Source organism: Candidatus Planktophila versatilis, from assembly GCF_002288265.1.
GTDB classification, from domain to species: Bacteria; Actinomycetota; Actinomycetes; order Nanopelagicales; family Nanopelagicaceae; genus Planktophila; species Planktophila versatilis.
Genome location: NZ_CP016778.1, coordinates 271842 through 295280 on the forward strand (window position 1 = coordinate 271842; position 23439 = coordinate 295280).

General features: G+C 46.9%; 25 protein-coding genes. 15 read left to right on the forward strand and 10 right to left on the reverse strand.

From position 1 onward, the window contains the following. The first annotated feature begins 69 nt into the window (after positions 1–69). The 8 genes from A1sIIB76_RS06865 to A1sIIB76_RS01435 all read left to right on the forward strand — a co-directional run bounded on the left by A1sIIB76_RS06865 (position 70) and on the right by A1sIIB76_RS01435 (position 6911). Positions 70–468, forward strand: coding sequence for a hypothetical protein (locus tag A1sIIB76_RS06865; protein ID WP_125918779.1), 399 nt, complete (start codon positions 70–72; stop codon positions 466–468). A gap of 53 nt (positions 469–521) precedes the next feature. After that, positions 522–1079, forward strand: a complete 558-nt coding sequence (locus A1sIIB76_RS01400) for a DUF305 domain-containing protein (protein WP_095696788.1) — start codon at positions 522–524, stop codon at positions 1077–1079. Positions 1080–1100: 21 nt separating this feature from the next. Then, positions 1101–2099 carry a C40 family peptidase gene (locus A1sIIB76_RS01405; RefSeq protein ID WP_095696789.1) on the forward strand — a complete coding sequence of 333 codons (999 nt, stop codon included), beginning with the start codon at positions 1101–1103 and terminating at the stop codon, positions 2097–2099. Further along, positions 2096–3310, forward strand: a complete 1215-nt coding sequence (locus A1sIIB76_RS01410; protein ID WP_095696790.1) for a C40 family peptidase — start codon at positions 2096–2098, stop codon at positions 3308–3310. Before A1sIIB76_RS01405 ends, A1sIIB76_RS01410 begins: the two co-directional genes overlap by 4 nt. A 101-nt stretch (positions 3311–3411) precedes the next feature. Continuing rightward, positions 3412–4164: a WD40/YVTN/BNR-like repeat-containing protein gene (locus A1sIIB76_RS01415; protein WP_125918780.1), complete on the forward strand. Its 753-nt coding sequence runs from the start codon at positions 3412–3414 to the stop codon at positions 4162–4164. Positions 4165–4658: 494 nt separating this feature from the next. After that, a complete protein-coding gene (locus A1sIIB76_RS01425; RefSeq protein WP_095696792.1) occupies positions 4659–4949 on the forward strand; it encodes an antibiotic biosynthesis monooxygenase family protein in 291 nt (96 codons plus the stop codon). 8 nt (positions 4950–4957) lie between these two features. Beyond that, positions 4958–6136: a mandelate racemase/muconate lactonizing enzyme family protein gene (locus tag A1sIIB76_RS01430; protein ID WP_095696793.1), complete on the forward strand. Its 1179-nt coding sequence runs from the start codon at positions 4958–4960 to the stop codon at positions 6134–6136. Between the two features lie 478 nt (positions 6137–6614). Further along, positions 6615–6911, forward strand: a complete 297-nt coding sequence (locus tag A1sIIB76_RS01435) for an L-rhamnose mutarotase (RefSeq protein WP_223298362.1) — start codon at positions 6615–6617, stop codon at positions 6909–6911. Between the two features lie 35 nt (positions 6912–6946). Here A1sIIB76_RS01435 and A1sIIB76_RS01440 read toward each other — a convergent pair whose 3' ends face one another. From A1sIIB76_RS01440 to A1sIIB76_RS01450, 3 genes are all read right to left on the reverse strand, one after another. After that, the gene (locus A1sIIB76_RS01440) at positions 6947–7402 is read right to left on the reverse strand and encodes a VOC family protein (RefSeq protein WP_095696794.1); all 456 of its coding nucleotides are present in this window, start codon (positions 7400–7402) and stop codon (positions 6947–6949) included. A gap of 38 nt (positions 7403–7440) precedes the next feature. Continuing rightward, positions 7441–8175 carry an SDR family NAD(P)-dependent oxidoreductase gene (locus tag A1sIIB76_RS01445; protein ID WP_095696795.1) on the reverse strand — a complete coding sequence of 245 codons (735 nt, stop codon included), beginning with the start codon at positions 8173–8175 and terminating at the stop codon, positions 7441–7443. Between the two features lie 105 nt (positions 8176–8280). Beyond that, positions 8281–9111, reverse strand: a complete 831-nt coding sequence (locus A1sIIB76_RS01450; protein WP_095684412.1) for an EamA family transporter — start codon at positions 9109–9111, stop codon at positions 8281–8283. A 99-nt stretch (positions 9112–9210) separates the two neighbouring features. On the opposite strand from A1sIIB76_RS01450, the gene A1sIIB76_RS01455 reads away from it, so the two are divergent. Further along, on the forward strand, positions 9211–9483 hold the full coding sequence (locus A1sIIB76_RS01455) for a hypothetical protein (RefSeq protein WP_095696796.1): 273 nt from the start codon (positions 9211–9213) through the stop codon (positions 9481–9483). Next, entirely contained in the window at positions 9484–10446 is a 963-nt protein-coding gene (locus A1sIIB76_RS01460; protein ID WP_095696797.1) for a cytochrome P450, read from the forward strand. It begins immediately after the preceding gene. Between the two features lies 1 nt (position 10447). On the opposite strand, the gene A1sIIB76_RS01465 is transcribed toward A1sIIB76_RS01460, so the two are convergent. The 3 genes from A1sIIB76_RS01465 to A1sIIB76_RS01475 all read right to left on the reverse strand — a co-directional run bounded on the left by A1sIIB76_RS01465 (position 10448) and on the right by A1sIIB76_RS01475 (position 13367). Continuing rightward, positions 10448–11332, reverse strand: coding sequence for an amidohydrolase family protein (locus A1sIIB76_RS01465; protein WP_095696798.1), 885 nt, complete (start codon positions 11330–11332; stop codon positions 10448–10450). A gap of 89 nt (positions 11333–11421) precedes the next feature. Continuing rightward, positions 11422–12444 carry a Gfo/Idh/MocA family protein gene (locus A1sIIB76_RS01470; protein ID WP_095696799.1) on the reverse strand — a complete coding sequence of 341 codons (1023 nt, stop codon included), beginning with the start codon at positions 12442–12444 and terminating at the stop codon, positions 11422–11424. A gap of 239 nt (positions 12445–12683) precedes the next feature. Further along, complete coding sequence (locus A1sIIB76_RS01475; RefSeq protein ID WP_095696800.1) at positions 12684–13367, reverse strand: DNA alkylation repair protein; 684 nt, start codon at positions 13365–13367, stop codon at positions 12684–12686. 176 nt (positions 13368–13543) lie between these two features. Here A1sIIB76_RS01475 and A1sIIB76_RS01480 point away from each other — a divergent pair, with 176 nt between their 5' ends. Both A1sIIB76_RS01480 and A1sIIB76_RS01485 read left to right on the forward strand, forming a co-directional pair. Beyond that, the gene (locus A1sIIB76_RS01480) at positions 13544–14533 is read left to right on the forward strand and encodes a TerC family protein (protein WP_095696801.1); all 990 of its coding nucleotides are present in this window, start codon (positions 13544–13546) and stop codon (positions 14531–14533) included. Further along, a complete protein-coding gene (locus tag A1sIIB76_RS01485) occupies positions 14517–14798 on the forward strand; it encodes a PGPGW domain-containing protein (RefSeq protein WP_095696802.1) in 282 nt (93 codons plus the stop codon). Before A1sIIB76_RS01480 ends, A1sIIB76_RS01485 begins: the two co-directional genes overlap by 17 nt. On the opposite strand, the gene A1sIIB76_RS01490 is transcribed toward A1sIIB76_RS01485, so the two are convergent. Together A1sIIB76_RS01490 and A1sIIB76_RS01495 are read right to left on the reverse strand one after the other, a co-directional pair. Next, entirely contained in the window at positions 14791–15237 is a 447-nt protein-coding gene (locus A1sIIB76_RS01490) for a GNAT family N-acetyltransferase (RefSeq protein WP_095696803.1), read from the reverse strand. The two genes, A1sIIB76_RS01485 and A1sIIB76_RS01490, sit on opposite strands and share 8 nt — an antisense overlap. Continuing rightward, the gene (locus A1sIIB76_RS01495; RefSeq protein ID WP_095696804.1) at positions 15237–15821 is read right to left on the reverse strand and encodes a hypothetical protein; all 585 of its coding nucleotides are present in this window, start codon (positions 15819–15821) and stop codon (positions 15237–15239) included. Before A1sIIB76_RS01495 ends, A1sIIB76_RS01490 begins: the two co-directional genes overlap by 1 nt. A 36-nt stretch (positions 15822–15857) precedes the next feature. Between A1sIIB76_RS01495 and A1sIIB76_RS01500 the strand changes: the two genes are divergently transcribed. After that, entirely contained in the window at positions 15858–16613 is a 756-nt protein-coding gene (locus A1sIIB76_RS01500) for an SDR family oxidoreductase (protein WP_095696805.1), read from the forward strand. Here A1sIIB76_RS01500 and A1sIIB76_RS01505 read toward each other — a convergent pair. Beyond that, on the reverse strand, positions 16610–18046 hold the full coding sequence (locus tag A1sIIB76_RS01505) for an aminotransferase class I/II-fold pyridoxal phosphate-dependent enzyme (protein WP_095696806.1): 1437 nt from the start codon (positions 18044–18046) through the stop codon (positions 16610–16612). The two genes, A1sIIB76_RS01500 and A1sIIB76_RS01505, sit on opposite strands and share 4 nt — an antisense overlap. 71 nt (positions 18047–18117) lie before the next feature. Between A1sIIB76_RS01505 and gabT the strand changes: the two genes are divergently transcribed. Together gabT and A1sIIB76_RS01515 are read left to right on the forward strand one after the other, a co-directional pair. Next, positions 18118–19458 (forward strand): 4-aminobutyrate--2-oxoglutarate transaminase, encoded by a 1341-nt coding sequence (gene gabT / locus A1sIIB76_RS01510; protein ID WP_095696807.1) that lies wholly within the window; start codon positions 18118–18120, stop codon positions 19456–19458. 89 nt (positions 19459–19547) lie between these two features. After that, positions 19548–22157 carry a helix-turn-helix transcriptional regulator gene (locus tag A1sIIB76_RS01515; protein ID WP_125918781.1) on the forward strand — a complete coding sequence of 870 codons (2610 nt, stop codon included), beginning with the start codon at positions 19548–19550 and terminating at the stop codon, positions 22155–22157. Positions 22158–22163: 6 nt separating this feature from the next. Here the strand turns inward: A1sIIB76_RS01515 and tgt are convergent, their stop codons facing one another. Further along, positions 22164–23414, reverse strand: a complete 1251-nt coding sequence (gene tgt / locus A1sIIB76_RS01520; RefSeq protein WP_095696809.1) for a tRNA guanosine(34) transglycosylase Tgt — start codon at positions 23412–23414, stop codon at positions 22164–22166. Positions 23415–23439: the final 25 nt, after the last annotated feature.

Below are 23439 nucleotides of genomic sequence, written 5' to 3' on the forward strand. Positions count from 1 at the left end.
TAGTCACAATTTATTAGCGAGTCCTTCTCAGAAGGCCGACAAAATAGTCGAAACTGGTAAAGTTTTGCCATGCACTCGGCAACTAAAAGCAATCAGCACTTAGCCCTGCTCTTTGCAATTTTTCTAGCTATATTTTCAACTGGGTTAGTGATTGCCCATCAGTGCAATGCCATGTCCAGTAATCCAGTTTCTACGCAACACCATCACTCTGATGCTGTGTCCGGATCAACTGTTGCAAGCAATCCACTCAATGTCTCATCAAATAGTAGTGAGCGATTAGTTGATTCTGGATGTGTGGCACTTTTCATCGTAGTGCTTTTACTTGGTAGAAAGTTTTTAGATGTTAGAGCCCCGAGGTCTAGATTGACTCGTTTTGTGAACTCAGTTCGAGAATCATCTGCTATTTATCGACCGCAGGTCTTCCAGCTAGCTCTTTCTCGTCCTCAATTGGGAGTCATCCGCATCTAATCCTTTCTCGATTAAATAGACAGTGTCTTATCAAATCGAGCAAAGGATTCCAAATGTTTAAGAAAACCGTATTACTGATTGCCGTTATTTCCCTTCCCTTCTTTACCCAGCCTGCAACAGCTGGTTCACATGCCAGTAGTCTGAAAAGTCTGGGCGCGAATGAGATCATGTTTGCTCAAGGCATGATTCCTCATCATCAGCAAGCGATTGACATGTCCACATCGGCCCTTGCGCGCTCTTCGAATACCAAAGTAAAAGCTCTTGCCTCAGGAATTATCTCTGATCAGAAAAAAGAGATTAACCAGATGAAGTATTGGCTTGCGGCAAAGAAAGCGCCCCTAAAGATGGGGCATGACATGGGACATGGCATGGGCATGGACGGAATGCTTTCTGAGAGTCAAGTTGCTGAATTGAAAAAGTTGCGGGGTCCAAAGTTCGATACCGCCTTCCTTAAAGCCATGATTGAGCACCACCAAGGTGCGCTCACTATGTTGTCAATGCTGAGTGGTTCAAAGAATTCAGAAGCGAGAGCACTGTCGAAGGAGATCCGAGCCGCGCAATCGGGGGAGATCTCATTAATGCAAAAGCTACTGATGGAAGTCTCGAAGTAAGCGAAGTTTTGGAGGCTGAGCATGAAGCGCTTCATCGCTGCTTTTTTAGTAGTTTTCTTTCTATTTGAACCTTCCTTTGCGTGGGCAGCTCCCTCGGTTTCAGGTGCGCAACGGGAGGTAGATAGATTGCGCACTCTGGCTGCGGATAAATACGAAGCAGCAAATGAAGCAACCATAAAAATTGCTTCACTCGAAAGAGAAACGACAAGTTTAAAAGAGCAGGAATCTCTCATCAAATCTGACCTGGAAGAGGCGAAAAAAGTTCTTGGCCGTATCGCTCTTCAAAATTATCAAGGCTCAGGATTTGGAACGGGACTCGAGTTGCTACTCAGCACCGATCCTTCGCAATATCTCTCCGATGCTTCCATGTTAAATGTGGTTGGTACCCGATATGCCAATGAAATTCGCAAGTACATGCTAACGAAGCAGAAAGTTCAATCCTCACAGCTTGTAATAGCCGACCGAGTGAATCTGCTCAAGTCCGAAAATATCAAACTAAGTAGAGAGGTTTCTGCAGCCAAAGCCGCCCTTGCGAAGGCAACTCGAATCCTTAACTCATTAAAAAAGGAAGATCGAGAGCGGCTGCTTAGTCAAGAAGCTGCAAGAGAAAATAAGATATTTAAAGATTCACAGAAATATGCGACTAGTTACGTCGGTGACAATTCAAGAGGTTCCACTGCGCTGAAATTTGCACTCAAACAGATCGGTGACATCTATGTGTGGGCAGCTGCCGGGCCAACTCGCTGGGACTGTTCCGGGCTCACGATGCGCGCTTATCAAGCAGCCGGGGTGTCACTACCTCACTCTTCTCGAGTGCAAGTGAGGTATGGAAAGTCGATTTCTTACGGTTCGTTGAAGCCCGGTGATTTACTTTTCTTTGGCAAACCAATTAGCCATGTCTCCATATATATGGGTGGCGGAAAAATGGTGCAAGCACCCCGACCAGGAAAAAAAGTCGAAGTAGTCAAATTAACGAAAATGTTTGGCAGAAAACCATTTGTAGGGGCTAGGCGACTATGACTAAGTTTAAGCTAATTAGAGGGCTAACTACTCTCGTCATTGTCTTCTTTTCGGTTTCGATATTGCCACCAGCTTTTGCCACCAAACATAAGCCTACGATTGCTCAGATTGAAGCGGCTAAGAAAATTGAAGAGGAAAAGAAGAAGAGTGCTGCAATTTCTGCAAAAAAACTCTCATCAGCATTAGGCAACCTCAAGAAACTTGCAATCCTTGCAGCTGAGGCCAACAAAAAATATGTATCGGCGATAAATGAGCTGGCGATTGCCGTCAGAGAACTTAACGTTGCGACCAAGGTGATGGAGGCAGCTGAAGCAGAGGTTTTTCAAACTCATCGTGATATTGGTAAATTGGCGGTAGCGGCTTATATCTCGGGAAGCAATATGGGCGGAATTGAAAATCTTTTAAGCGCCAATGGTCCGCAAGATGCAATTGACACTATCTCCTTACTTGATAATTTAGGATCAAAAAATAAGGTCGCACTTGAACGATTCAAGGCGGCTGAAGAAATCGCCAAGCAAGCTAAAGCAATCGCGGTCATTGCAAAGGAACGTCAAGTAAAGGTTACTGAAAAAGTTGCGGTAGCGAAGAAGGAAGCTGATGCCATTCGAGATGCTCAGCAAGCAGAAGTTGATAAACTGCAAGCGGTCCAAGATAAATTACAAAAGGAGCTTGCTTCCGCTAGAAAGGTACGACTGACCCTTGAGCAGAGGCGTCAGTTGGCGCTCTTGGAAGAGGCCAGATCGATCGAAGCTGGCAAGGTTCCTAATCAGGCAAAAGTCTGGCGTGGTGGCGGTCCCACAGGGGTAGCAAATTCAAGAACCACCGTCGATCAGAGGCTGAAGGCTGTTGAATTTGCTAAACGACAAGTGTTGGCAAAGAAACCATATGTTTGGGGCGATGAAGGACCAAACGCATTTGATTGCTCAGGGCTGGTTTACGCTGCCTATAAATCTGCTGGGCTGGGTTGGCCAATCTGGGATCGCCTTAACTCAGGGTTGTTTTATACCTACACCAAGCAGATTCCAATAGCAGAAATGGAACCGGGTGACTTAATATTTTATTCCTACAAAGGAACACAAAGCACCATTCACCATATGAGTATTTATGCAGGTGGCGGAATGATGTGGGAGGCCAGATCAACCAAAAAAGGACTTAGGTATTCAGATATTTACAGTATGCCCGGAATGATGCCATTTGCGGGCAGGGTTTAGTCGGAAATAGAAGCAATAGAGATGAGGAAAAAATGAGGACGTTAGCCATAAAGAGCATAAGAGTCAGATTTCTAACCCTTGCCATCGTTGCGTTCTTGGGTTTGAGTGACGGAGCAAGCGCTGCAACTCTTGATTCCGTCTCACATATACATCATGTGAAAGTTGTAGAAAGCAAGATACTTGTTTTAACTCATGAGGGGCTTTATGAGCTAGTTGGCAACAATGAGATGAAGTTAGTAGGAAAAGATAAAATTGATGTGATGGGGCTGACACCCTTAGGAAAGGTACTATTTGCAAGCGGACACCCTGCTCAAGGATCTAAAGCACCAAACCCAATTGGCCTCGTTAAATCTATGGATGGAGGATTAAGTTGGAAAGCCATCTCTTTGGTTGGGAAAGTTGATTTCCACTCTTTAGAAGGTGCCGGCAGTGAGCTCTATGGCACAGATTCACAGAGTGGGAATTTACTGTATTCATCAGATTCTGGAAAGACATGGAAATCTTTAGGGACGAGTACCTTTGCAGATATTGCAGTTTCACCCGAGCTGCCAGGAGTAGCTATAGCACTTAAGAATTCTGAATTGCTAATTACCAAGAATGCATTTAAATCAACAACTAAAATTAAGAATAGCCTCAAATTCACCCAGATCGAATGGCGAGATTCGGGTCTATACGCTCTGGGCGGAAACTCGCTCTACAAGTCAACAAATTCTGGTAAAACTTGGATAAAGCTCAGCACATTTAAAGGCGCTCCTGGGATTCTCAGCGCTAGCGATCAGTTAATGCTGGTAACTGTGGGGTCAGATATCTATACATCCACCAATTCCGGAAAAAGTTTCAAAGTGATTGCTTAATCCAGATGATGAGGTGACTCTTCTTTAGATCTAGTTACTGCGAGTAACCGTGCATCTATGCAATACTTTCTCCACGACGGTTTGGTAGTAATCGGGACTTGGTTAATCACCAAGTCCCTTTTGCTTTCCACTTCAACTCTCAAGTTATGTGAGATACTTGGCACACAATAGTTTGGTAGTAATCGGGACCTGGTTAATAGCCAGGTCCCTTTTGCTTTCCACAGAATTGATTTATCAACAGGTAGTTTCGGTTCTAATTTGGAGTACTGCTCACTTGCGTAACTTCGCTCCAGTGATGGGGGCGTGTTGTAATTGGCAGCCTAATCGTTTACCAAACTATTGGAGCGGGTTCAAACCCCGTCGTCTCCACCACAGTCTTAGATGTTTCAACTCGACCTATTGGTAATGGTCAAAAGAGTTGTATCAGCTTTGCATGGGAGGGCCTCGAGAGATCGGGGCCTTTTCCAATTCCTTGGCCCCTATATAATTCAGCCATGATTCTTGAAATCGCCTTTATGGAAGTTTTACCTGATAGCCATTTGAAATTTGAAACTGCAGTAAAGGGGGCAGTTTCGGAAATCTTGTCCAAGTCGAAAGGCTTCATCGATTTCGAAATGCACAAGGGAATTGAGCGAGCAAATACTTACACATTGCTTATTCACTGGCAGACCCTGGAAGACCACACCGTGGGATTTCGTCAGAGCGATGCATTTATCCAATGGCGAGCAGCTATCGGCGGAAACTTGGTAAGCCCACCTCAGGTCGACCACTGGTCGGGCGTATAGGACGACTGATGAAAATCGATTCCGTAGATCTCTTTTATTTGCGCATGCCAGAGGTGCTAGATATCGGTGATGGTAGCCAAGATGCGCTTTTAGTGCGCGTTACTGCAGATGGCTATGTTGGATGGGGAGAGGCTGAGGCGTCACCACTTACTTCGATTGCAAGCTGGATTGCTCCTATGTCACATAGCGCCTGCCATCCAGTAATTGACTCAGTTTTGGGCGAACCACTGAATTCACCGGAAGATATTTATGCAATTTCTCGTAAAGTACGAGCTAATTCCTTCTATGCCATCATTCAAAGTGATTTAACGCTTTCTGGAATTGAGATTGCACTGTGGGATTTGCTTGGTCAGGTAAGGCAAGAGCCCATCTATAGATTGCTTGGCTATAAAGAAGCCACTCGTAAACTTCCATACGCTTCTGTTCTATTCGGAGATACCGCAGAAGAAACGTTGAAGAAGGCAAGTGAGATTAGAAAAGCTGGATTTAGTGCAATTAAATTTGGGTGGGGCCCTTTTGGACGTGGAAGTGTGCAAGATGATGCAGACCATATTCATGCTGCGCGAGAGGGCATTGGGGCTGATGCACACCTGATGATCGATGCTGGAACTATCTTCCACGAGGATGTGGAAGCCGCTGCCGCAAGATTGCAGGCGCTTTCTGATGCACGTGTTCTTTGGTATGAAGAACCTTTTGACGCTGCTGCGTTAGCTTCATATGGCGAATTAGCAAAGCGCACACCCAAGGTTAAGTTAGCTGGTGGAGAAGGTGCGCATAATCCATTCCAAGCAGAGCATTTGATCGACCACGGTGGAGTTGGGTTCGTTCAAATCGACACTGGATATATTGGTGGAATTGGCGATGCCTACCGTGTTGCTCAATATGCAAAGGCACGAGGGGTTCAATTTGTAAATCACACCTTCACCTCACACTCAGCACTTTCAGCCTCATTACAGCCCTTCGCAGGGCTTAAAGATTCTTGGATTACCGAGTATCCGATGGAACCTAAGTCACTTTGCGTTGAATTGACTGTAGATAAAATTGAAGTCGAAAGCGATGGAATGATTACTATTCCTGATCGCCCGGGAATCGGTCTTGAAATCAATTTAGTGGCCGTTAAAAAGTACTTGGTTGACACCGAGATAAAGGTGGGCGGAAAAGTTCTTTACACAACACCAACTCTTTAGGTGAGTTTCTCCTTCAGCTTTTAGGGCTACTCTTCTTTAGATCTAGTTACTGCGGGTAACCGTACATCTATGTAATACTTTAGCCACGCATGTTTGGTAGTAATCGGGACTTGGTTAATCACCAGGTCCCTTTTGCTTTCGATTGCAGCTCTCAAGTTGTGTGCAATAATGATTATGCACTTCGGGTTTGGTAGTAATTAGGACTTGGTTAATTCCAAGTCCTTTTTGCTTTTTCACAGTCATATTTCATCCTCAAGCCCCTTCATCACACAGTTTCGATGGTGGGTAACGTCTTAATTTCACGCTCGCGATGAGGGCTCTTGCTATTTTCAATACTCTTGATTATTGCCCTTTTCATTCATCTAGTTCACATGAACTGAGGAATAAAGCACAAATAATTGTTGACATTTGAATAATTCCCACCTAGGTTTTCATTACTATCTCGTTTAGGAGTCGAATAATGGCAAGAATGTGTTTTATGTTCGAAATATTCGAAGGTCAAGAGGCCGAGTACAAGAAGCGTCATGATGAAATCTGGCCTGAGTTGGTAACAGCGATTAAGGATGCCGGCTTTAAAAATTACAGTCTTTTTCGTCGCGGAGTTCACGTTATTGGGTATTTTGAAGTTGAGCCTGATGTGAAGACAGCTTTCGAAAAGCTTGGCAAGAGTGAGGCAAATGCTCGCTGGGCAGAATGGTTTAAAGATGTCATCGTTAATTTGACCGATAACCAGGGAAACCTGCTTGAGTTTAAAGAAGTCTGGCACCTAGACTAAAAAAGCCTGGGATTCGGTGTTATTACAAATTGAGCTTATGCGTCGGCGGGACGCATAAACAATTCGATTGGGTAACCATCTGGATCTAGCAGATACAAAGAACGCCCGCCAGCATTTGGTCCTTCAGTGATGTCAACGCAACTTTCGCTACGTGCGATGTATCCCATTTTGAACATCTTTTCTGCAATTTCATCAATTTTTGAAACGTAGAAGCTAATGTGCCCGCCACCAAAATCGCAGGGACGCGATGCCGCTGACAGTTTTTCAATACCTTGATAATCCAGTAGCTCGATAAATCCGCCACCAGGAACTTCAAGAAAGGCAACGTTTATCGCATCAAATTTTAGATTCAGGACCGTTCTTAAGTAAGGACCATTGAGGAGCTTTTCAAACTTCACCTTAAGCCCAAGTCCGTCGTGATAAAACTTCAGGGATTTTTGCAAATCCTTAACAGTAATTCCGCCGTGAAAAAATCCCAATATTTCGCCCATCTCTCATTCCTTTCGGTTGGTTGTTTGTTGCGGGAAAACTACATAACGATTCCACCATCTTGGCTGAGAGCTTGTCCTGTGAAGTAGGAGCCCTCATCCGAGATGAGAAAGAAAATAAAGCCAGCTGTTTCATATGGCTCTGATGCCCGACCTAGAGGCACTGAAGTTAAGCGCTTTGACGTGATGTCTTCAACGGGGATTCCACGAATTTCGGCAAGTCTTTCTAAAACTTTGTCTTGCATCGGAGTATCAACAATGCCTGGGCAAATCGCATTGACGCGCACACCTTTTGATCCAAATGCATAAGCGAATGAGCGCGTAATCGAAAGCACCGCCGTCTTAGAGGAGGCATAAACAGCAGTTTCTGGAGTTGTCGCCAGCTTGGCAGAGACTGAACTTAAGTTAACAATGCTCGCACCTGTTGTCATCGTGCGCCCGATCCGGCTTGTCAGGTCCCAGACAGCCTCTACGTTAACTGCATAGATATCGCGAATATCTTGAACGGTGAATTCAAGAATTGGTTTCAAGCGAATGAGCCCAGCGGCATTAACTAGGGCATGTGCACCTTGTGCGGCTGCTACTAACTTATCGCGGTCCTCGCTCTTGGAGAGATCGGCAACAAGGTGCTCAACGCCCGTGACCTTCTCCAACGCATCCTTATTCATATCCACGGCAATGACTCGCATGCCTTCATCACGCAACCTGATGGCAGTTGCTTGACCAATTCCAGAAGCTGCGCCGGTAACTACCGCGAGTTTTCCTTTATGAGACATCTTTTCCCCTTAATTGAAAGTCGAACTTCGGTAGAACTGCAGAATCAAAACAGTATTGGAAGGTGTGGGCTGGCGGCAATAGATTTCCTAGAGTGAAAGTTGACATTAGGAGGTCAGGGCTAAGGCATAGATACCGATGGCAATCGCAATGGCGCTAAAGACCACTGGGCGTGAAGGACGAGTTCGATAAACGATTACCTCAATCAGAATTACCCACAGTGGAATAGTCGCCATCACCGACTGAGCAACTACGGGCGAGCCTTCGCGGATCGCATAAATAGAGGCAAGCCATCCCATGCTCATAAAAAATGATCGCCTTACTAGTTGCAGGAAATCTCGCCAATGCAGCCCTATAGGCGGGAAGATGGCCATGAAAATAAAACCAGCGAGCAATTGGCGAACAATAAAAGTTTCAGTTGTGCCCACTCCGGCCCTATCTAGAAGGACAACAGCCACAGTCACAAGGCCACTTAATACGCCAATGACAATCATGAGAAAAATTGCTGTAAATGAACTAACTCCAGCCAGACTCTTGCGTAGTGGAAATATTGTCGCAAATACCAATACAACTACCAGCAGAACCTGTATCGGAATAATGCTGGCTCCCAGTGCAATTGGTCCAGCAAGCAGTACCACCGCCGGCGTGAGAGCTTGCCCGACAGACATCACAGATGCCGAACTCCGAGAGACCATTCTGAAGATAATTCCAGCCACCACGCCACTGCCTATAGCTCCCACAATATGTAGATAAGGAACTGATCCAGACCAAAGAATCCAACGTGGCCCAAATGGGATTAATGGAAATACAAAGAGAGCGTTGAGAACAAATAGTGGGCCTATTGCTTTATAAATCGAGATGTTGAGCGCAACGCCCCTAGTTAGAAAGATTCCAACTGCAAAGGCGAGTGCTGCTGCAATGGCGAGAAGCAAGCTCACACATTGACTATACCCTTCCTATCTTACGAATATAGAGATAAGGTATCTCCATTCGCATATAAATTGCTGCTTTAAGTTGGCATGATGGGGAGGTTGCTGGTGCAGACAATTCACAGCCGTGCAGATGAGAAGTTTTTATCGACTGAGTATTTTCAAAATCCATATCCCATATATCGAGAAATCCTAGAGTCCAGCCCAATTTTTTGGAGTGAAAAAGCACGCGCCTGGATTGTGAGTCCTTTTCAAGAAGTAGAAGATGGGCTTCATTTAGATGTTTTCACTCAGAAACAGCGCATGCTCAAAGCGAGTTCTCATTTCACCGCAGATGAATTAGCAAAAATGCCACACATACTTACTAACTTGAGCAATTAGGTGGTGTTTCAAGATCCACCAGAACACACTCGTTTACGCCGCTTAATTAGTAAATCCTTTACACCTCGTAGCATCAACGCACTTGAGCCTAAAATTGAAGCTATCGTCTCCAATTTACTTGATGAGGCGATGAAGAAAGAGACCTTTAATTTAGTTGATGAATTCTCATTCCAACTACCAGCCATGGTTATTTGCGAGCTACTTGGAATCCCACTTGAGAAACAATGGGATCTCAAACGCTGGTCAGATGGTGTGGCTGGATTTACCGCCTCTGCTCGAATTACTCATGAACAAGCAGCATATGCCGAAGAGGTAGCACGAGAAGCCGAGGAATATCTCATGGGCTTCTTCGAGCAGGTTCGTAAAACACCCAATGATGGACTCTTAAGCAGAATCATTAATTCACAAGGTGCCGAAGATGGATTAACGGATAAAGAAATAGTTGGTCTAACAATCAACCTATTCTTTGCTGGTTTTGAAACAACTGAAGGATTAATTGGCAATATGGTGATGACGCTAGTCAATCACCCTGAGCAATTGGCTTTATTGCGCAGTAATCCTGAATTAATGGATGCAGCGGTGGAAGAGACTTTGCGCTATGAATCCTCGATTTTAAAACAATCTCGAGTTGCGAGTGAAGATATCGAAATTCTTGGCGAAACTATTAAAGCTGGTGATTATGTTCATTTTATGATTGGCGCTGCAAACTATGATCCGGCACGCTTTTCCAACCCTGAAGTATTTGATATCACTCGAGCAGATGCCGGTAACATCAGTTTCGGCCATGGTATCCATTTCTGTATTGGGGCCCCCCTTTCCCGTCTTGAAGCCCGAATCGCCATGCGTCAATTGCTGGAGCGGATGCCTAAGCTTTCAATCCTTGACCCACAACCAACATTTCCGGAACTACTTGCTGTCCGTAAACCACTTCAACTATGGGTGACTAACGCGCAAGTGAATTGAATTAGAAGTTATATAGGCGCTTTGCATTAGTACGGCAGATTGCTTCTTGCTCTGAAGCGCTAAATGTTGAGATGTAATCGCGCGTAAAGCCCATAATGATGTCGTATGAGCTGTAGAGACGATCCACTGGCCAGTTAGAGCCAAGCACACAACGATTTGGACCAAATGCTTCCAAGCACACTTCAGCCCATTTACGCAGTGATTCCTTGCTAAAACGTGGGTCCGTCATTGGCATACCAGAAATCTTCATGGTCACATTGGGAGCTTTTGCTAATTCGCGTACTGCCTTTGACCAGTTGGCAAAGTACTCATCATCACGCGCACGTGGGAATCCAATGTGCTCCAGAACAATCTTCAAATCTGGGTGACGCTTGGCCAGCTCTACGGCTGCGCCCATATTCGGCCAGCCGCAGTCAAGATCAAAGACAACATTTTGCTTGGTGAGTTTCTTCAGTGATGCCTCATATGCGGGATTGATTTCACCACTTGCCAACATGGGCTCTGCATTGAAATCTCGGATACCGGCATAGAGCGGAGATTCGGCATGTTCATCTAGTTGCTGGGCCGCCTCTGGTGCTCCAAGTGGGCAGTCGGCGACGATTCGCATCGGCACTGGACCAGTTTTTGCCATTTCCGTCAACCATCGAGTTTCAGTGACTGGGTTTGGCGAACCAATTGCTGCTTGTACGTGAACGAATGCTTCGATACCTGCAAAGCGAGCCTCTGACCAAAGATCATTAAGTACGAATGCTTCGGACTTAATGGCATCGATATTTCCAATAATCGGATGAATAAAGTCCGGACTAAGCCAAACCCACTTGAGCTCTGGATGTTTAAAATCCCAAAGGTGAATATGAGTATCAATAATTGGAATAGGTGTGCTCATGTGGGGCCTCTCAGTAATGGTTTTTCACTAGAACCTGCTGGCTCTAAGTTACCGCGTGGGCGCCCAAAATTGAAGACCTCGGGAGCCCCTTATTTAAATCGGGTACCTATCTGCGAGCCAATGGTGAGGGCAGTCTTGATATTGGCAAGTGACTCTCGGTGCGTATAGAGCGGGGCCTCTAGAAGTCCTGCTTCCACATATTGAGCAAATGCATTGACCTGATGGATCAGCCCAAGGTGTTCGACCAAGCCCGATTCATCACTCCAGGTCGCAAGCGGCTCATTGAGCCCATTGCCATGCAGCGTTACCGATGTTGATGAAAACCATGGCGGCCCAAAAGAGATGCTGCCCTTGGGGCCAGAGATAGCGGCGGTAATGGGCATCGAGGTTCGAGCTGAGAGCACAAAGTTAGAGCGGGCCCCACTTTCAAATCTCATAAAGGCATGAGTCTCTTCATCTATTTCATTGTGGTGCAGCTTTCCAAAACCATGAATCTCACTGGGCTCACCTAGAAATTCTTGCGATAGAGCAATGGGGTAGATGCCCATATCAATGATTGGGTTACCGCCACCGAGTGTGTAAAGCCGGGCAACTCCCAAGTTTGCTTGGCAGAAACTAGAAACAACTAATTCAACATCGCCAATGGCGCCATCTGCCACCAGCTGTCGTGCGATATCCATATGCGGCAGGAAGCGAGTCCACATCGCCTCCACTGCCAAGACCTTCTTCGCTTTAGCAGCAGCATAAATCTGCGCTGCTTCACTAACGTCCATCGTAATTGGTTTTTCAATTAATACGTGTTTACCTGCATTAATTGCAATGAGCGCAACTTCAAGTCGGTTAGAGGGAAGAGTGCCAATATAAATTACATCAATATCTGGGCGGGCGGCTAGCTCTTCGTATGAGGCATAAAAATCAGCGATGCCAAATGTCTTTGCAAAAGTCTCTGCCTTACCTGGTGTTCTAGAGGCAACTGCAACAAAATTCTGCCTTGAATTCTTCTGCGCAGTCTTAATCATCTGCTCAGCGATCCAGCCAGCGCCGAAGATTCCCCATCGCAGCGGCCGTGAATCTTCTGGTCTAAAGAGATGCGGCTTGGGAAGTGATGTCATTGAGGCAACTTATCTCTACTTATCCAGATTTGGAACGGTGACAGGGCGCAGCTATCCGAGATCCAGGAAGACCTTCTCGGTGATACCCCTCTTTGTTGAACTTCTCCGGAGAAACTTCTTCTAAATCCAGGCAACGAGGAGTACCGTCACAGGAAACCTGGGCATTTCTGCCCACCTCAAAGGAGTTGTCATGACAGATTATGTTGCACCCGGTAACTACGGGTGCATACTGACACTTCTTACTTAAAGCCCAACTTCTGCGCTTCGCGAACCGCCACTCGGTCTAACTCTGGATGATCTGCTAAGAACTTCTTCACTGCTCGATTATCAATCCGCGATAGATCTCTTAACGCCCAACCAATAGCTTTGGCAATAAAGAATTCTGATTCGTTGGCGTGCTGATGCATGAGTTCAAAGAGAAGTGCAATATCAGTCTCAGATTTGCGCCCACGTTGGTGTTGGATTGCCGCTCGATTAAGCCACATATTTGGACTCTTACTCCAACTACGCATCAGTTTCACCGATGGGTATTTCACAGTCAGTGGAGAGATGGCAACGGATCCCAGGGTGTCAACTGTGTCCCACCACGACTTGTGGCTGACTAGGTACTCAACATGATCTGCTAAGAATTTTCTATCAGCGCAATCAATGAAGTAATCAATGAGATCGCAACCGGCATAGTGGTACTCGCGCTCCGGCAATTTCCACAAGGCTTTCGCTGTCAGACCTAATTCATCTGATGTGGGAATGGGTAACGACTTAAATATTTCCTTAAAGAGTTTGCGCCGCTCAGGTGCTCTGACTCCGAGAAAGGGCGCAGCGCCCTTCATATATGCATAAGCACCAAAGGCCACTGATTTATCACCCAGTGGGGGCAATTCTCGTGTGAGCGCCTTCACGGCCTGCACATTAAATCCGGACATATTGGGATTTTACTTTGTTTCACCAAAGCCTTTGCCGTATTCTCCTCTTCAATTAAGGGGAGTACCTAGATACAGCTACCTCGTCAATACGGTGTGAAAACCCGGGGCGCTGGCCGAGATTCGGTTAGGAAGACCTTGACCTCGTTCTTACATACGCGCGTCAAGGGGAGAAAACTATGGATGTTTCACTAACTGTTTGGTCAATAACAATCGGAGCAATTATTGTTCTGATTGCCGTCGATCTATTTACCGTGAGTGCTAAACCTCACGAAGTTAAATTCAAAGAAGCAGCCAGCTGGTCACTGTTCTATATTGGTATTGCAGTGGCATTTGGGGTGTGGGTCTTGCAAGAATATGGAAGCACCGCAGGTACTGAGTACTTCGCCGCCTACCTAGTCGAGAAATCACTTTCCGTAGATAACCTCTTCGTATTCGTCATTATTTTGGCTCAGTTTGCTGTTCCAAGCATCTATCACCAGCGAATTCTTCTTATTGGAGTGATTTTGGCGCTGGTCTTACGAGGCATCTTCATTGCAGTCGGTGCCGCCGCCCTTGCTGCGTTCTCATTCACCTTCGTAATTTTTGGTGCCATCCTTATCTGGACCGGTGTTGGGCTCTTTAAGCACTGGGATGAAGATCCTGAGCCAAATGACAATGCGATTGTGAAGAAGATTAGAGCTCGCATCAAGATGGTCAATGAATATCATGGTTCAAAAATGTTTATCCGCATTGATGGCAAGCGAATTGCAACCCCAATGTTCTTAGTCATGATTGCCATTGGCTCGACCGATTTACTCTTCGCCCTCGACTCAATCCCAGCAACCTTCGGGGTTACTTCAGAGACATTTTTGGTATTTGCCGCCAACGCCTTCGCACTCCTTGGATTAAGAGCGCTCTACTTCTTAGTCAAAGGCTTGTTGGATCGCCTTATCTATCTCTCACTTGGACTATCAATTATTCTGATGTTTATCGGCGTAAAACTGATCATGACCTACCTGCACGAGCAGTTTGATTCAATCCCTAAGATTTCCACTCCGATTGGGTTAGCCGTTATCGGGGGAATTCTTATAGTTTCAACTGTGGCCAGCCTCATCAAATCCAAATCCGATCCTGCTGCACGTGCCCATGCCGGGCGAGTAACATCGGGGCATGACCCAGAAGAGTAAATTTCTCGCCACCTGGAAAACACTTCCTGCCGGGATGCGAAAAATAATTGTCTCAGTCATTGGCTTTACCTTAATAGTTTTAGGCTTACTGCTGATTGTGCTTCCTGGGCCTTTTACTATCCCGTTCTTAGTCCTGGGACTTGCCATACTGGCGCTGGAATTTGCCTGGGCTGATCGAATGCTGGATCAAGTCAAAGCGCAGGGGAAGAAAGTTGATCCAAGAAAGTTGCTCAAGCGAAAACCGAAAAATCCAGAGCCTAATTAAGGGCAATCCGGTACTGACGTTTTCCAGATTCTAAGGCGTAGGTGTCATAGAGCTTTCTAGCTGTTGCATTATCTTCATCAGTATTCCAATAAAGACGCGAGCAGTTATTTTCTATCGCATAGCTCTTCACATACTCAATCAGAGCGCGCCCTACACCTTTTCCGCGCGCAGCTGGATCCACAAAGAGATCTTCCAGATAGCAATGCCCGTTTTCAGACCAGGTTGAGTTCTGCAGGCTATATGTCGTAAAGCCAACGATGAGGCCATCATGAATTGCAAGAGCGCACTTCATATTAAATTCTGAATCCAGAATTCGCTGCCAGGTGAGTTCGCTCTGTTCAGTCGAAAGCTCAGTCTTGTAAAAGTCGAGATAGCCCTGCCAGAGAATGAACCAACGTTGCTTATCTGCAGCTAGCGCAGCTCTGATTTCAAGAGACATTAGAGTGCAAATGAAGGGTACTTGTCGGAGACCAAGATAAATGCATAACCGTTCACACGGTTCCAAAAGCGCATGGTCTTAAGGACAAACTTGCCAGCCCACTTTGGATAATTTCCGGTCGCAGAAGTCATGATCCAGGCAATGAAAGTCATGCCGAGAGCTATCAGTGAGTAAATAACGCCAACAATGATGAGTGGAATTGCTAAGAACCACTTGACCAAAGGAAGCCATCGATTAAGTGCTTTCCCGCCATTGATATCTGGGAAAACTACCTCAATATTTTTGTTGCGCTCAATAGAGGGGTAATCATCAGTGAGCAGGAGAACATAGGCAACAACACGAGTCTGCAATTCAAGAAATGCGTGGTTGAAAGTCAGCAGGTAGCTTGGATAGACCTCACGGAATACCAGGGCAAGTAGCGCTGGCACGATGATAAATCCAGCGGCAAAACCAGCGTTGCTCTGAACGGCAAAGGAGCAGATGAAGACGGCGACTGGGAACACGAGGATGCCACGCCAAAAGACTGTGGTCTGATTACGCTTCTTATAGTTGATTTCCACATCTGTCTTTATTTGTTTGCTCATATCTTAATTCTATCTCGCACCTGTACTCTTAACTCCATGAGCGCGCGCGAATATGCAGTTATTACTGGAGCAAGTAGTGGAATCGGCGCGGCAACAGCGCGACTATTGGCAAGCAATGGTTATCACGTGATTGCCGCAGCAAGACGGGCAGATCGATTAGCTGCCCTTGCGGCAGAAGATCAGAACATTGAAGCCTTCACACTCGATGTCACCAAGCAAGATTCCGTTGATTCACTCACCAAGCACTTGCAAGGAAAACCAGTCTCCATTCTTATCAACTGCGCTGGTGGGGCATTTGATGCAGCTGCTATTAATGACTCAGATCCTGAAATTTGGAAGAAGACATTTGATATCAATGTTGTGGGTTCGGTGCGGATGGTCAAAGCAATGACCCCGCTGATGCAGGCATTTGGCCATGGGCATATCGTGATGATTTCATCAACTGCCGGACACCGCGTCTATGAAAATGGTGGAAGTTATGTGGCGGCAAAGTTTGCCGAAACTTCTCTCGTTGAAACACTTCGCCTAGAACTTAATGGGCAACCGATTCGGGTGACAGAGATTGCTCCTGGAATGGTCAAGACCGATGAGTTTGCCGTGCAACGCTTTGGTGGTGATACCGAAAAAGCGGCAAAGGTCTATGAAGGTGTCACAAGACCGTTGGTGGCAGAAGATGTGGCTGAGGCAATTAGATGGTCAGTGATGCTGCCATCTCACTTCAATGTGGATTCTTTAGTGATTCGCCCACTTGCGCAAGCACAGAGTCATAAGGTGTATCGACAACCGCTTTAACTTCTCTTTACGACTCGATACTTGGCAAGAGTGGGATCAGTTGCATAGGCGATGCGAACGCCTGCAGCACGTGAAGCCCCCAAACCCTCAACAATCTGGGCGGTAAGAATTTCACCAGGTGCAACAACTGCAACACCTGGCGGATATGGCGCAATCAGATCTGCTGAAATACACCCAATGGCATCACGGGCGCTGACTAACTCGGTCTCTGCAAAATAGGCATCACGCATAGAAATTGCGCGCTGTGGCACAACAGACCAACTCAGCGCCGCCGCACTCTCTCGCCGTTGTTCCTGTCTGCGCTTAAGAATCGGAATTAACACATCGGCTAAGTGGTCAAAATCTGCTTTGGTATCGGCAATAGTGCCCAGGAAGACAATCGTGTCTCGATCTGCCATCTCCACCCGAATTCCTTCGGCTTGTAGATCTTGCTCAATCTCAACTCCGGAAGCGCCCAGCTGCTGCACGCGCAGAACTATCTTGGAAGCATCAAAGCGGCCAGCTGGAAAATCGTGTGGATAGAGAAAGATAGGAAGGGCAAATTCTGCTTGCACCAGCTCTTTGAAGTGGTGAACATTTTCAAGCAGGGCGCCGATTAACTCTTCCCCGCGAGTTTGCAGAAGCGCGCGCACGCCATCGATGGAAGCAAGAGGTGCGCCAGCTGGTGAAGTTGTGTGGGTTGTTTCAAAGCTTTGTTCCAAACGTTCTGCGCTAAGCAACGTGGTGCGGGCAAGTAAGAGTGCGGAGGCGCTATAACCAGGCAGAGCTTTATGTGTACTAGTGATCAGCGCATCAGCACCTAACTGAAATGCATGCTGTGGCAGGTGTGGGTGAAAACCAAAGTGTCCGCCCCATGCTGCATCTAAAATCACTGGAACACGTTGTGCATGTGAAAGTTCAATCAGCGCCGGCAGATCTGAGATTGTTCCCAAATAACCTGGCTCGGTAAGCAGCACTGCAATTGGTTTCTCACTCAAAGCTTTTGCAAGTTCGCCAGCTGTAATTCCGGTGGGAACACCTGTTGCGCCATCAATCTCGGGTGACATCCAGATTGGCTCAAGGCCAGCAAGAACAAGTGCGCTTAAGACCGAACGATGGGCGGTTCTAGATACAGCGACCTTATCGCCGGGCTTTCCTAGTGCAAAGATAATTGCCTGGTTTGCATGAGTGGAACCACCTGTTGAAAAGCGTGCGTAATCTGCGCCCCACAAGGTGGCCGCCAGTGATTCAGCCATCTTTAGAGTCTGATTCGTTAACTTAATTTCATCAAGGCCGCCATATAAAGGTGTATCTGCATCCACCACAGCACCTAAGTCGGCATCTAGCGCGCTCGCCTTCTGCTTATGTCCAGGAATGGTGAAAGGAGTTCTGGTGCGCTCGAAGTAGGCGAGGTAGGCATCAAGTAGCGGTGCGCTATCTCTGAGTCTGCTCATGTGGCAAGCCTAACTCTTAGTCAGAGCTGGTGAGGTCTGCGAGTAGGAAATACGGGGCTTAGAATTAGGCCATGACATCACAGGATCGACTCCCGCAAACTCGTCATCTGGTCACAGAAATTCCTGGGCCGAAATCGACGGCGGCGATGGCGCGACGCAAAGAGGCTGTCTCTGGGGGACTAGGAACTGCGATGCCGGTCATTGTTTCGCGTGCACACGATGCGATTATTGAAGATATCGATGGCAACCGAATTATCGATCTCGGCGCAGGTATCGGTGTTGTCACCGTAGGAAACGCCGCACCTCGCGTTGTAAAAGCTGTGCAAGAAGCAGTGGAGAAATTCACTCACACCAACTTCACCACTGCTCCATATCTGGGCTATATCGAAGTCTGCGAAGCCCTCAATCGTTTAACTCCTGGAAAATTTGCCAAGAAGTCAATTCTGCAAAACTCAGGAGCAGAAGCGGTAGAAAATGCAATCAAAATTGCGCGTCACTACACAAAGCGCCCAGCAGTAGTTGTCTTTGAACACGCTTATCACGGCCGCACAAACCTGACTATGGCCCTTACAGCAAAGAACTTGCCATATAAAGATGGTTTCGGTCCTTTTGCCAATGAGATCTACCGAATGCCGATGCCATATTCCTATCGTTGGCTTGGAAATCCTGACACTATCGCCGAAGACGCACTTGATATGGTGATTCATAAAATTGAGAAAGAAGTGGGAGCACATAACGTTGCCGCCATTTTGATTGAGCCAGTTGTTGGCGAGGGTGGATTTATCGTGCCACCAGTTGGATTTATGCCAGGGCTGCAGAAGTTTGCCACCGAGAACAAGATTGTATTTATTGCCGATGAAGTGCAATCAGGTTTTGCCCGCACCGGAAAAATGTTTGCCGTCGAACATGAAGGTATGGAGCCGGACATGATCATTTCGGCTAAGGGAATTGCTGGTGGACTGCCACTAGCTGCAGTGACTGCTCGCGCTGAAATCATGGATTCATCACATGTGGGTGGCCTCGGTGGCACCTATGGTGGAAATCCGATTGCCTGCGCCGCAGCACTTGCCGTGATTGAAATGATTGAAGAAGAGAAGTTAGTCGAACGCGCAGCCCACATCGGTGACATTCTCTTTGCTGCGCTGAATGCACTCAAGGCGCAATACCCAATCATTGGTGAAGTTCGCGGACGTGGCGCCATGGTTGCAATTGAATTGATACATGCCGGAACAAAGGATCCCAACCCAGAGGCGATGGCAAAGGTGATTAAGTATTGCCAGAGCAAGGGCGTGTTGATCCTGACCGCCGGCACTTACGGCAACGTGATTCGCTTCTTGCCGCCAGTTGTCATTACAGATGAGCTATTAAAGGATGCACTCGGGGTATTAGCCGAAGGCTTTGCCTCGCTCTAGCCTGATTTAGGATTAATCACCGCAGAACCTCACCCCAGAAGGGGTGATTACTTCTTCACAATCGCCACCGCGTGCATCACCCTTTACTCATGGCGAAGGTGAAAGGTGAGGCTCTCACCCAATTTGAGGTGACTTCCGGGGTCACCCTCTCTCGCACGGTAATTCCCACCCTGCCACCCAACTATTTATCACGTAAGCATCTCTTTCACTTACTAGTCCATCCTGCACCGCAGACCACAGTTGTACTTGCCCCTGCCGGATATGGAAAAACTTCCTTGGTTGCAGAGTGGGCCAGTACCCAACGAGATCGCGTTATCTGGCTAACTCTTACCGAAAGTGATTCACTGGAAGAGATGTCCCAGATTTTCATTCAAGCAACCCGCAATGTGATTCCAGGTTTTGCAAGCTGGTTTGATGACGAGCCTGGAATTCGCCCGGTAGAAAATGTACGCCGTTGGGGTAATGAGTTGTTTGCAACAGGCAAGGATTACATTTTAGTCATTGACAATTTACGTCAGCACACAGCTAGAGATGTTGATATTGCCGTAAAGTTAATTGAACAATTCCCACCAAATTTGCAATTCATTACGATTCGAAGAGATTCAATTGAAACCGTCTATGCAACATTTGCATCTCGTGGACTCCTGGCAATCGTAGGCAAGAATGAATTAGCATTTTCAGAGAGCGAGACTCAGGCGCTAGCGGGTCAATACTCAATTGATTTTTCTAATCCAAGTATTAAATCTTCACTGAATTCAGCCCAAGGGTGGCCAGCGGCTGTTTCTATGATTGCTCATCAGATTTCTGGCACTGGCTCGGAAATTGATTTTGAAAAAGTATTGGCCTCGCAATCAAACCCGTTGCGAGTCCTAGCTGTATCAGTTCTTGACACGCTCCCAGCATCGCTGCGGACAAAATTGCAATCCTTGAGCATTGTCGGTGAATTTAGCCACGAATTAGCACAGATTATTCTTGAAGCAGATTACTCGTATGACGAGATCAATCAATTTGCCCTGGATGGCAACATCTTCTCCCAGACCGGATCTCCAGAAGTATCCTTTGAGTTCAACTCGATTTTTCGAGAGATTCTGCTCGCTGAACTTCGGGCAGATAAATTTAGAAAGTTGCGTATACATGCAAAACTTCTGCAGTTCCATGAGCATCGAAACGAGCCAAATTTAGCGCTAGAACATGCATACCTAGCTGAGGATTATGAAAAAGTAGGCGAGATTTTTCCAGATGCGGCCCGCATCCTGCAGGCAACCGGTAAAGGGCGAGAACTTATAAAGTGGTCGATTTTTGCTGGCGATGCATCTGAACTTGGATTGTTAAAAAGAGCCACCGTTGAAATAGCGGGCCGGCTAGCTAACTTGGAATTTTCAGAGGTATCGAACATGGCAGATCAGATGAACCTTGATGCCAAAGGAACAGATTTGGAAGGTTTCATTAGCCAACTCACCCACGGCGCTAAGGCTTATGTGGATATATCGCAGGCAAAATTTGAAGAATTTAGCCAAGACTTTTCATTGGCGATGCAACCGGCCAACAGCCCACTGATGTTAGGTGCCGATGAGCAGCTGGCACTCCACAGATTGGCGGCAACACGCTCCTTCATGCTGGGCCAGACATCAGAGCTAGAGCAGATTTTTGAGGAAGCAAACACGCTAGTCAACTCTTCAAAAATTTCGAAAAACAATCTCATGCTTATGTCAATCAATGCAATGGTCCAACTAGAAATGGGTGATTACCGAAGAGCTTTTGAAGTTGCCCAAAATTGCAGTATGCAATTTACCAAGCAGGGTTATGTCGGAATCTTTGGGCCACTGGAGTCACTCTTTGTCATCGCTAGATGTCAACGTGAATTCTTGCGATATCGCGAAGCAGATGAGCGGTTTGAGCAAATCAAAACCCTGGCTGAGGGATGGAAACAGTGGCATTGGTATTTCATGGCAGAGGGAAGTTTGGCTAAAACTATGGCGATGCAGGCAAATGCGCGCGGCGCCGTTGAAGCAATAAATGGCATGCGCCGGAAAGCTTCAGAGCTGGCCTATTCGCAAGGAATTGAAACTCTCATTGATGTAGCCGAGCTCAGTGTGCGCTATGAGATAAAAGATTACGATCGACTCTCAGCACTTTTGCAACGTGTACCTGAACTCCCACAAGTTCAACTCATCAAACTGGCGCTGGCTCGCCATGGGAACAAGGGCAACTCAATTGATATTGCTGGTTCCCTGCCCGATAAAACTCCGAGAGAGCAGATAGTTAAACATCTTGTCATGGCTGGAGGGGTAATAGACCAAGAGCGAGTCGCCCTGATTGAGATGAAGAAAGCCCTTGATATTGGATCGCGCGTGGGGGCTAAGGAGATTTTCTTGCGCCTATCAGATGAGATGGGAAACTTAATTTTGAAAATCGCAAGTGAGAGTCCCACTGTCTATCTAGAAGATCTAGCTGCCAGCGTGGCCGAAAAGATTAAGAGTCGGCGTGCCGGGTCTTCCGAATTTTCAGCACCACTGACTAAGCGAGAATTGGAAGTATTGCGTCATCTATCAACAGATCGCCCAATTAGTTCTATTGCAATCACACTTCACATCTCACACAACACGATGAAAACTCACCTAAAGAATCTCTATCGAAAGATGGGCGTTGATGGCCGGGTAACGGCCGTGGAAAAAGCGCGAGCAAACTACATTCTCTAAGTCCTACTAGTCGCGCGACTGCCCCGATTTATGCTTATAACGGCCCATAAATTCTTTTTTCATATCCTGGAAGTTTCCATCAAGTAGAGCCTGTCGCATCTGATCAACTAAGCGCACGATAAATCGTTCATTATGGATTGTGGCCAGGGTGCCAGCAACCATCTCTTTGGCACGAAAGAGATGGCATAGGTAGGCGCGGGTGTAATGCGTGCAGGTATAGCAATCACATTCATCATCAATCGGATTAAAGTCACGGATAAATGGTTGATTAGAGACGTTAAAACGACCTTCCATCGTATAGACCGCACTGGTGCGGGCAATGCGCGATGCCAGCACGCAGTCAAAGGTATCGATTCCGTTCTCCACTCCAACAAATAAGTCTTCCGGGGCGCCGATGCCAAGCAGATGTTTCGGTTTCTCCTGCGGCAGCGTTGAATTCACCCAGCTCACAATTGTGCCCAGTGAATCTTTATCTAGCGCGCCACCAATACCAAAGCCATCGAATTCAATTCCAGATGAACTCATGGTCCCCAGATCACCGGCGGCTTTCTTGCGCAAGTCTTCATACTGCGCGCCTTGAATGACGCCAAAGAGTGCTTGATATGGCTTTGCCGTGCGGGCATCGGTCAATTTTTTATGTTCATCCAGGCAGCGAATGGCCCAGTCATAGGTGCGAGACATAGCCAGCTCTTGATAGGGGCGAGTGTTATGCAGGGTGGTGCACTCATCGAATGCGAACATAATGTCGGCGCCCAACTTATGTTGAATCTGCATAGAGATTTCGGCGGTAAAGCGGTGCATCGAGCCATCGAGGTGGCTCTTAAAGGTAACGCCCTCATCATCAACATGGGCTAGCCGCTCTTTATTCTTTGCAATCACTTGATCAGAACGGAAGGTCTGCGCATCCATCGCTAAGACCTTTTTAAATCCCACACCGAGTGAGAGCACCTGAAAGCCACCGCTATCGGTAAAAGTTGGCTTATCCCAATTCATAAATGAACCAAGGCCGCCGGCCTCATCTAATACATCGGGGCCAGGTTGCAGATAGAGGTGATAAGCATTTGCCAGCAGGGCTTGCGCCCCGAGGTTCTCCATCGCCTCTGGCAGAACTGTTTTCACCGTTGCCTTGGTGCCCACCGGAATAAAGGCAGGGGTCTGAATCTGCCCATGAGGTGTTGTCAGTGTTCCGACGCGCGCTAAACCAGAGTCGGCGGCGTGGTTGATCTCAAAAGCGAAACCGTTTGTGGGTTTACTCATTGGGGGCCACCATTAGGTAAGTGTG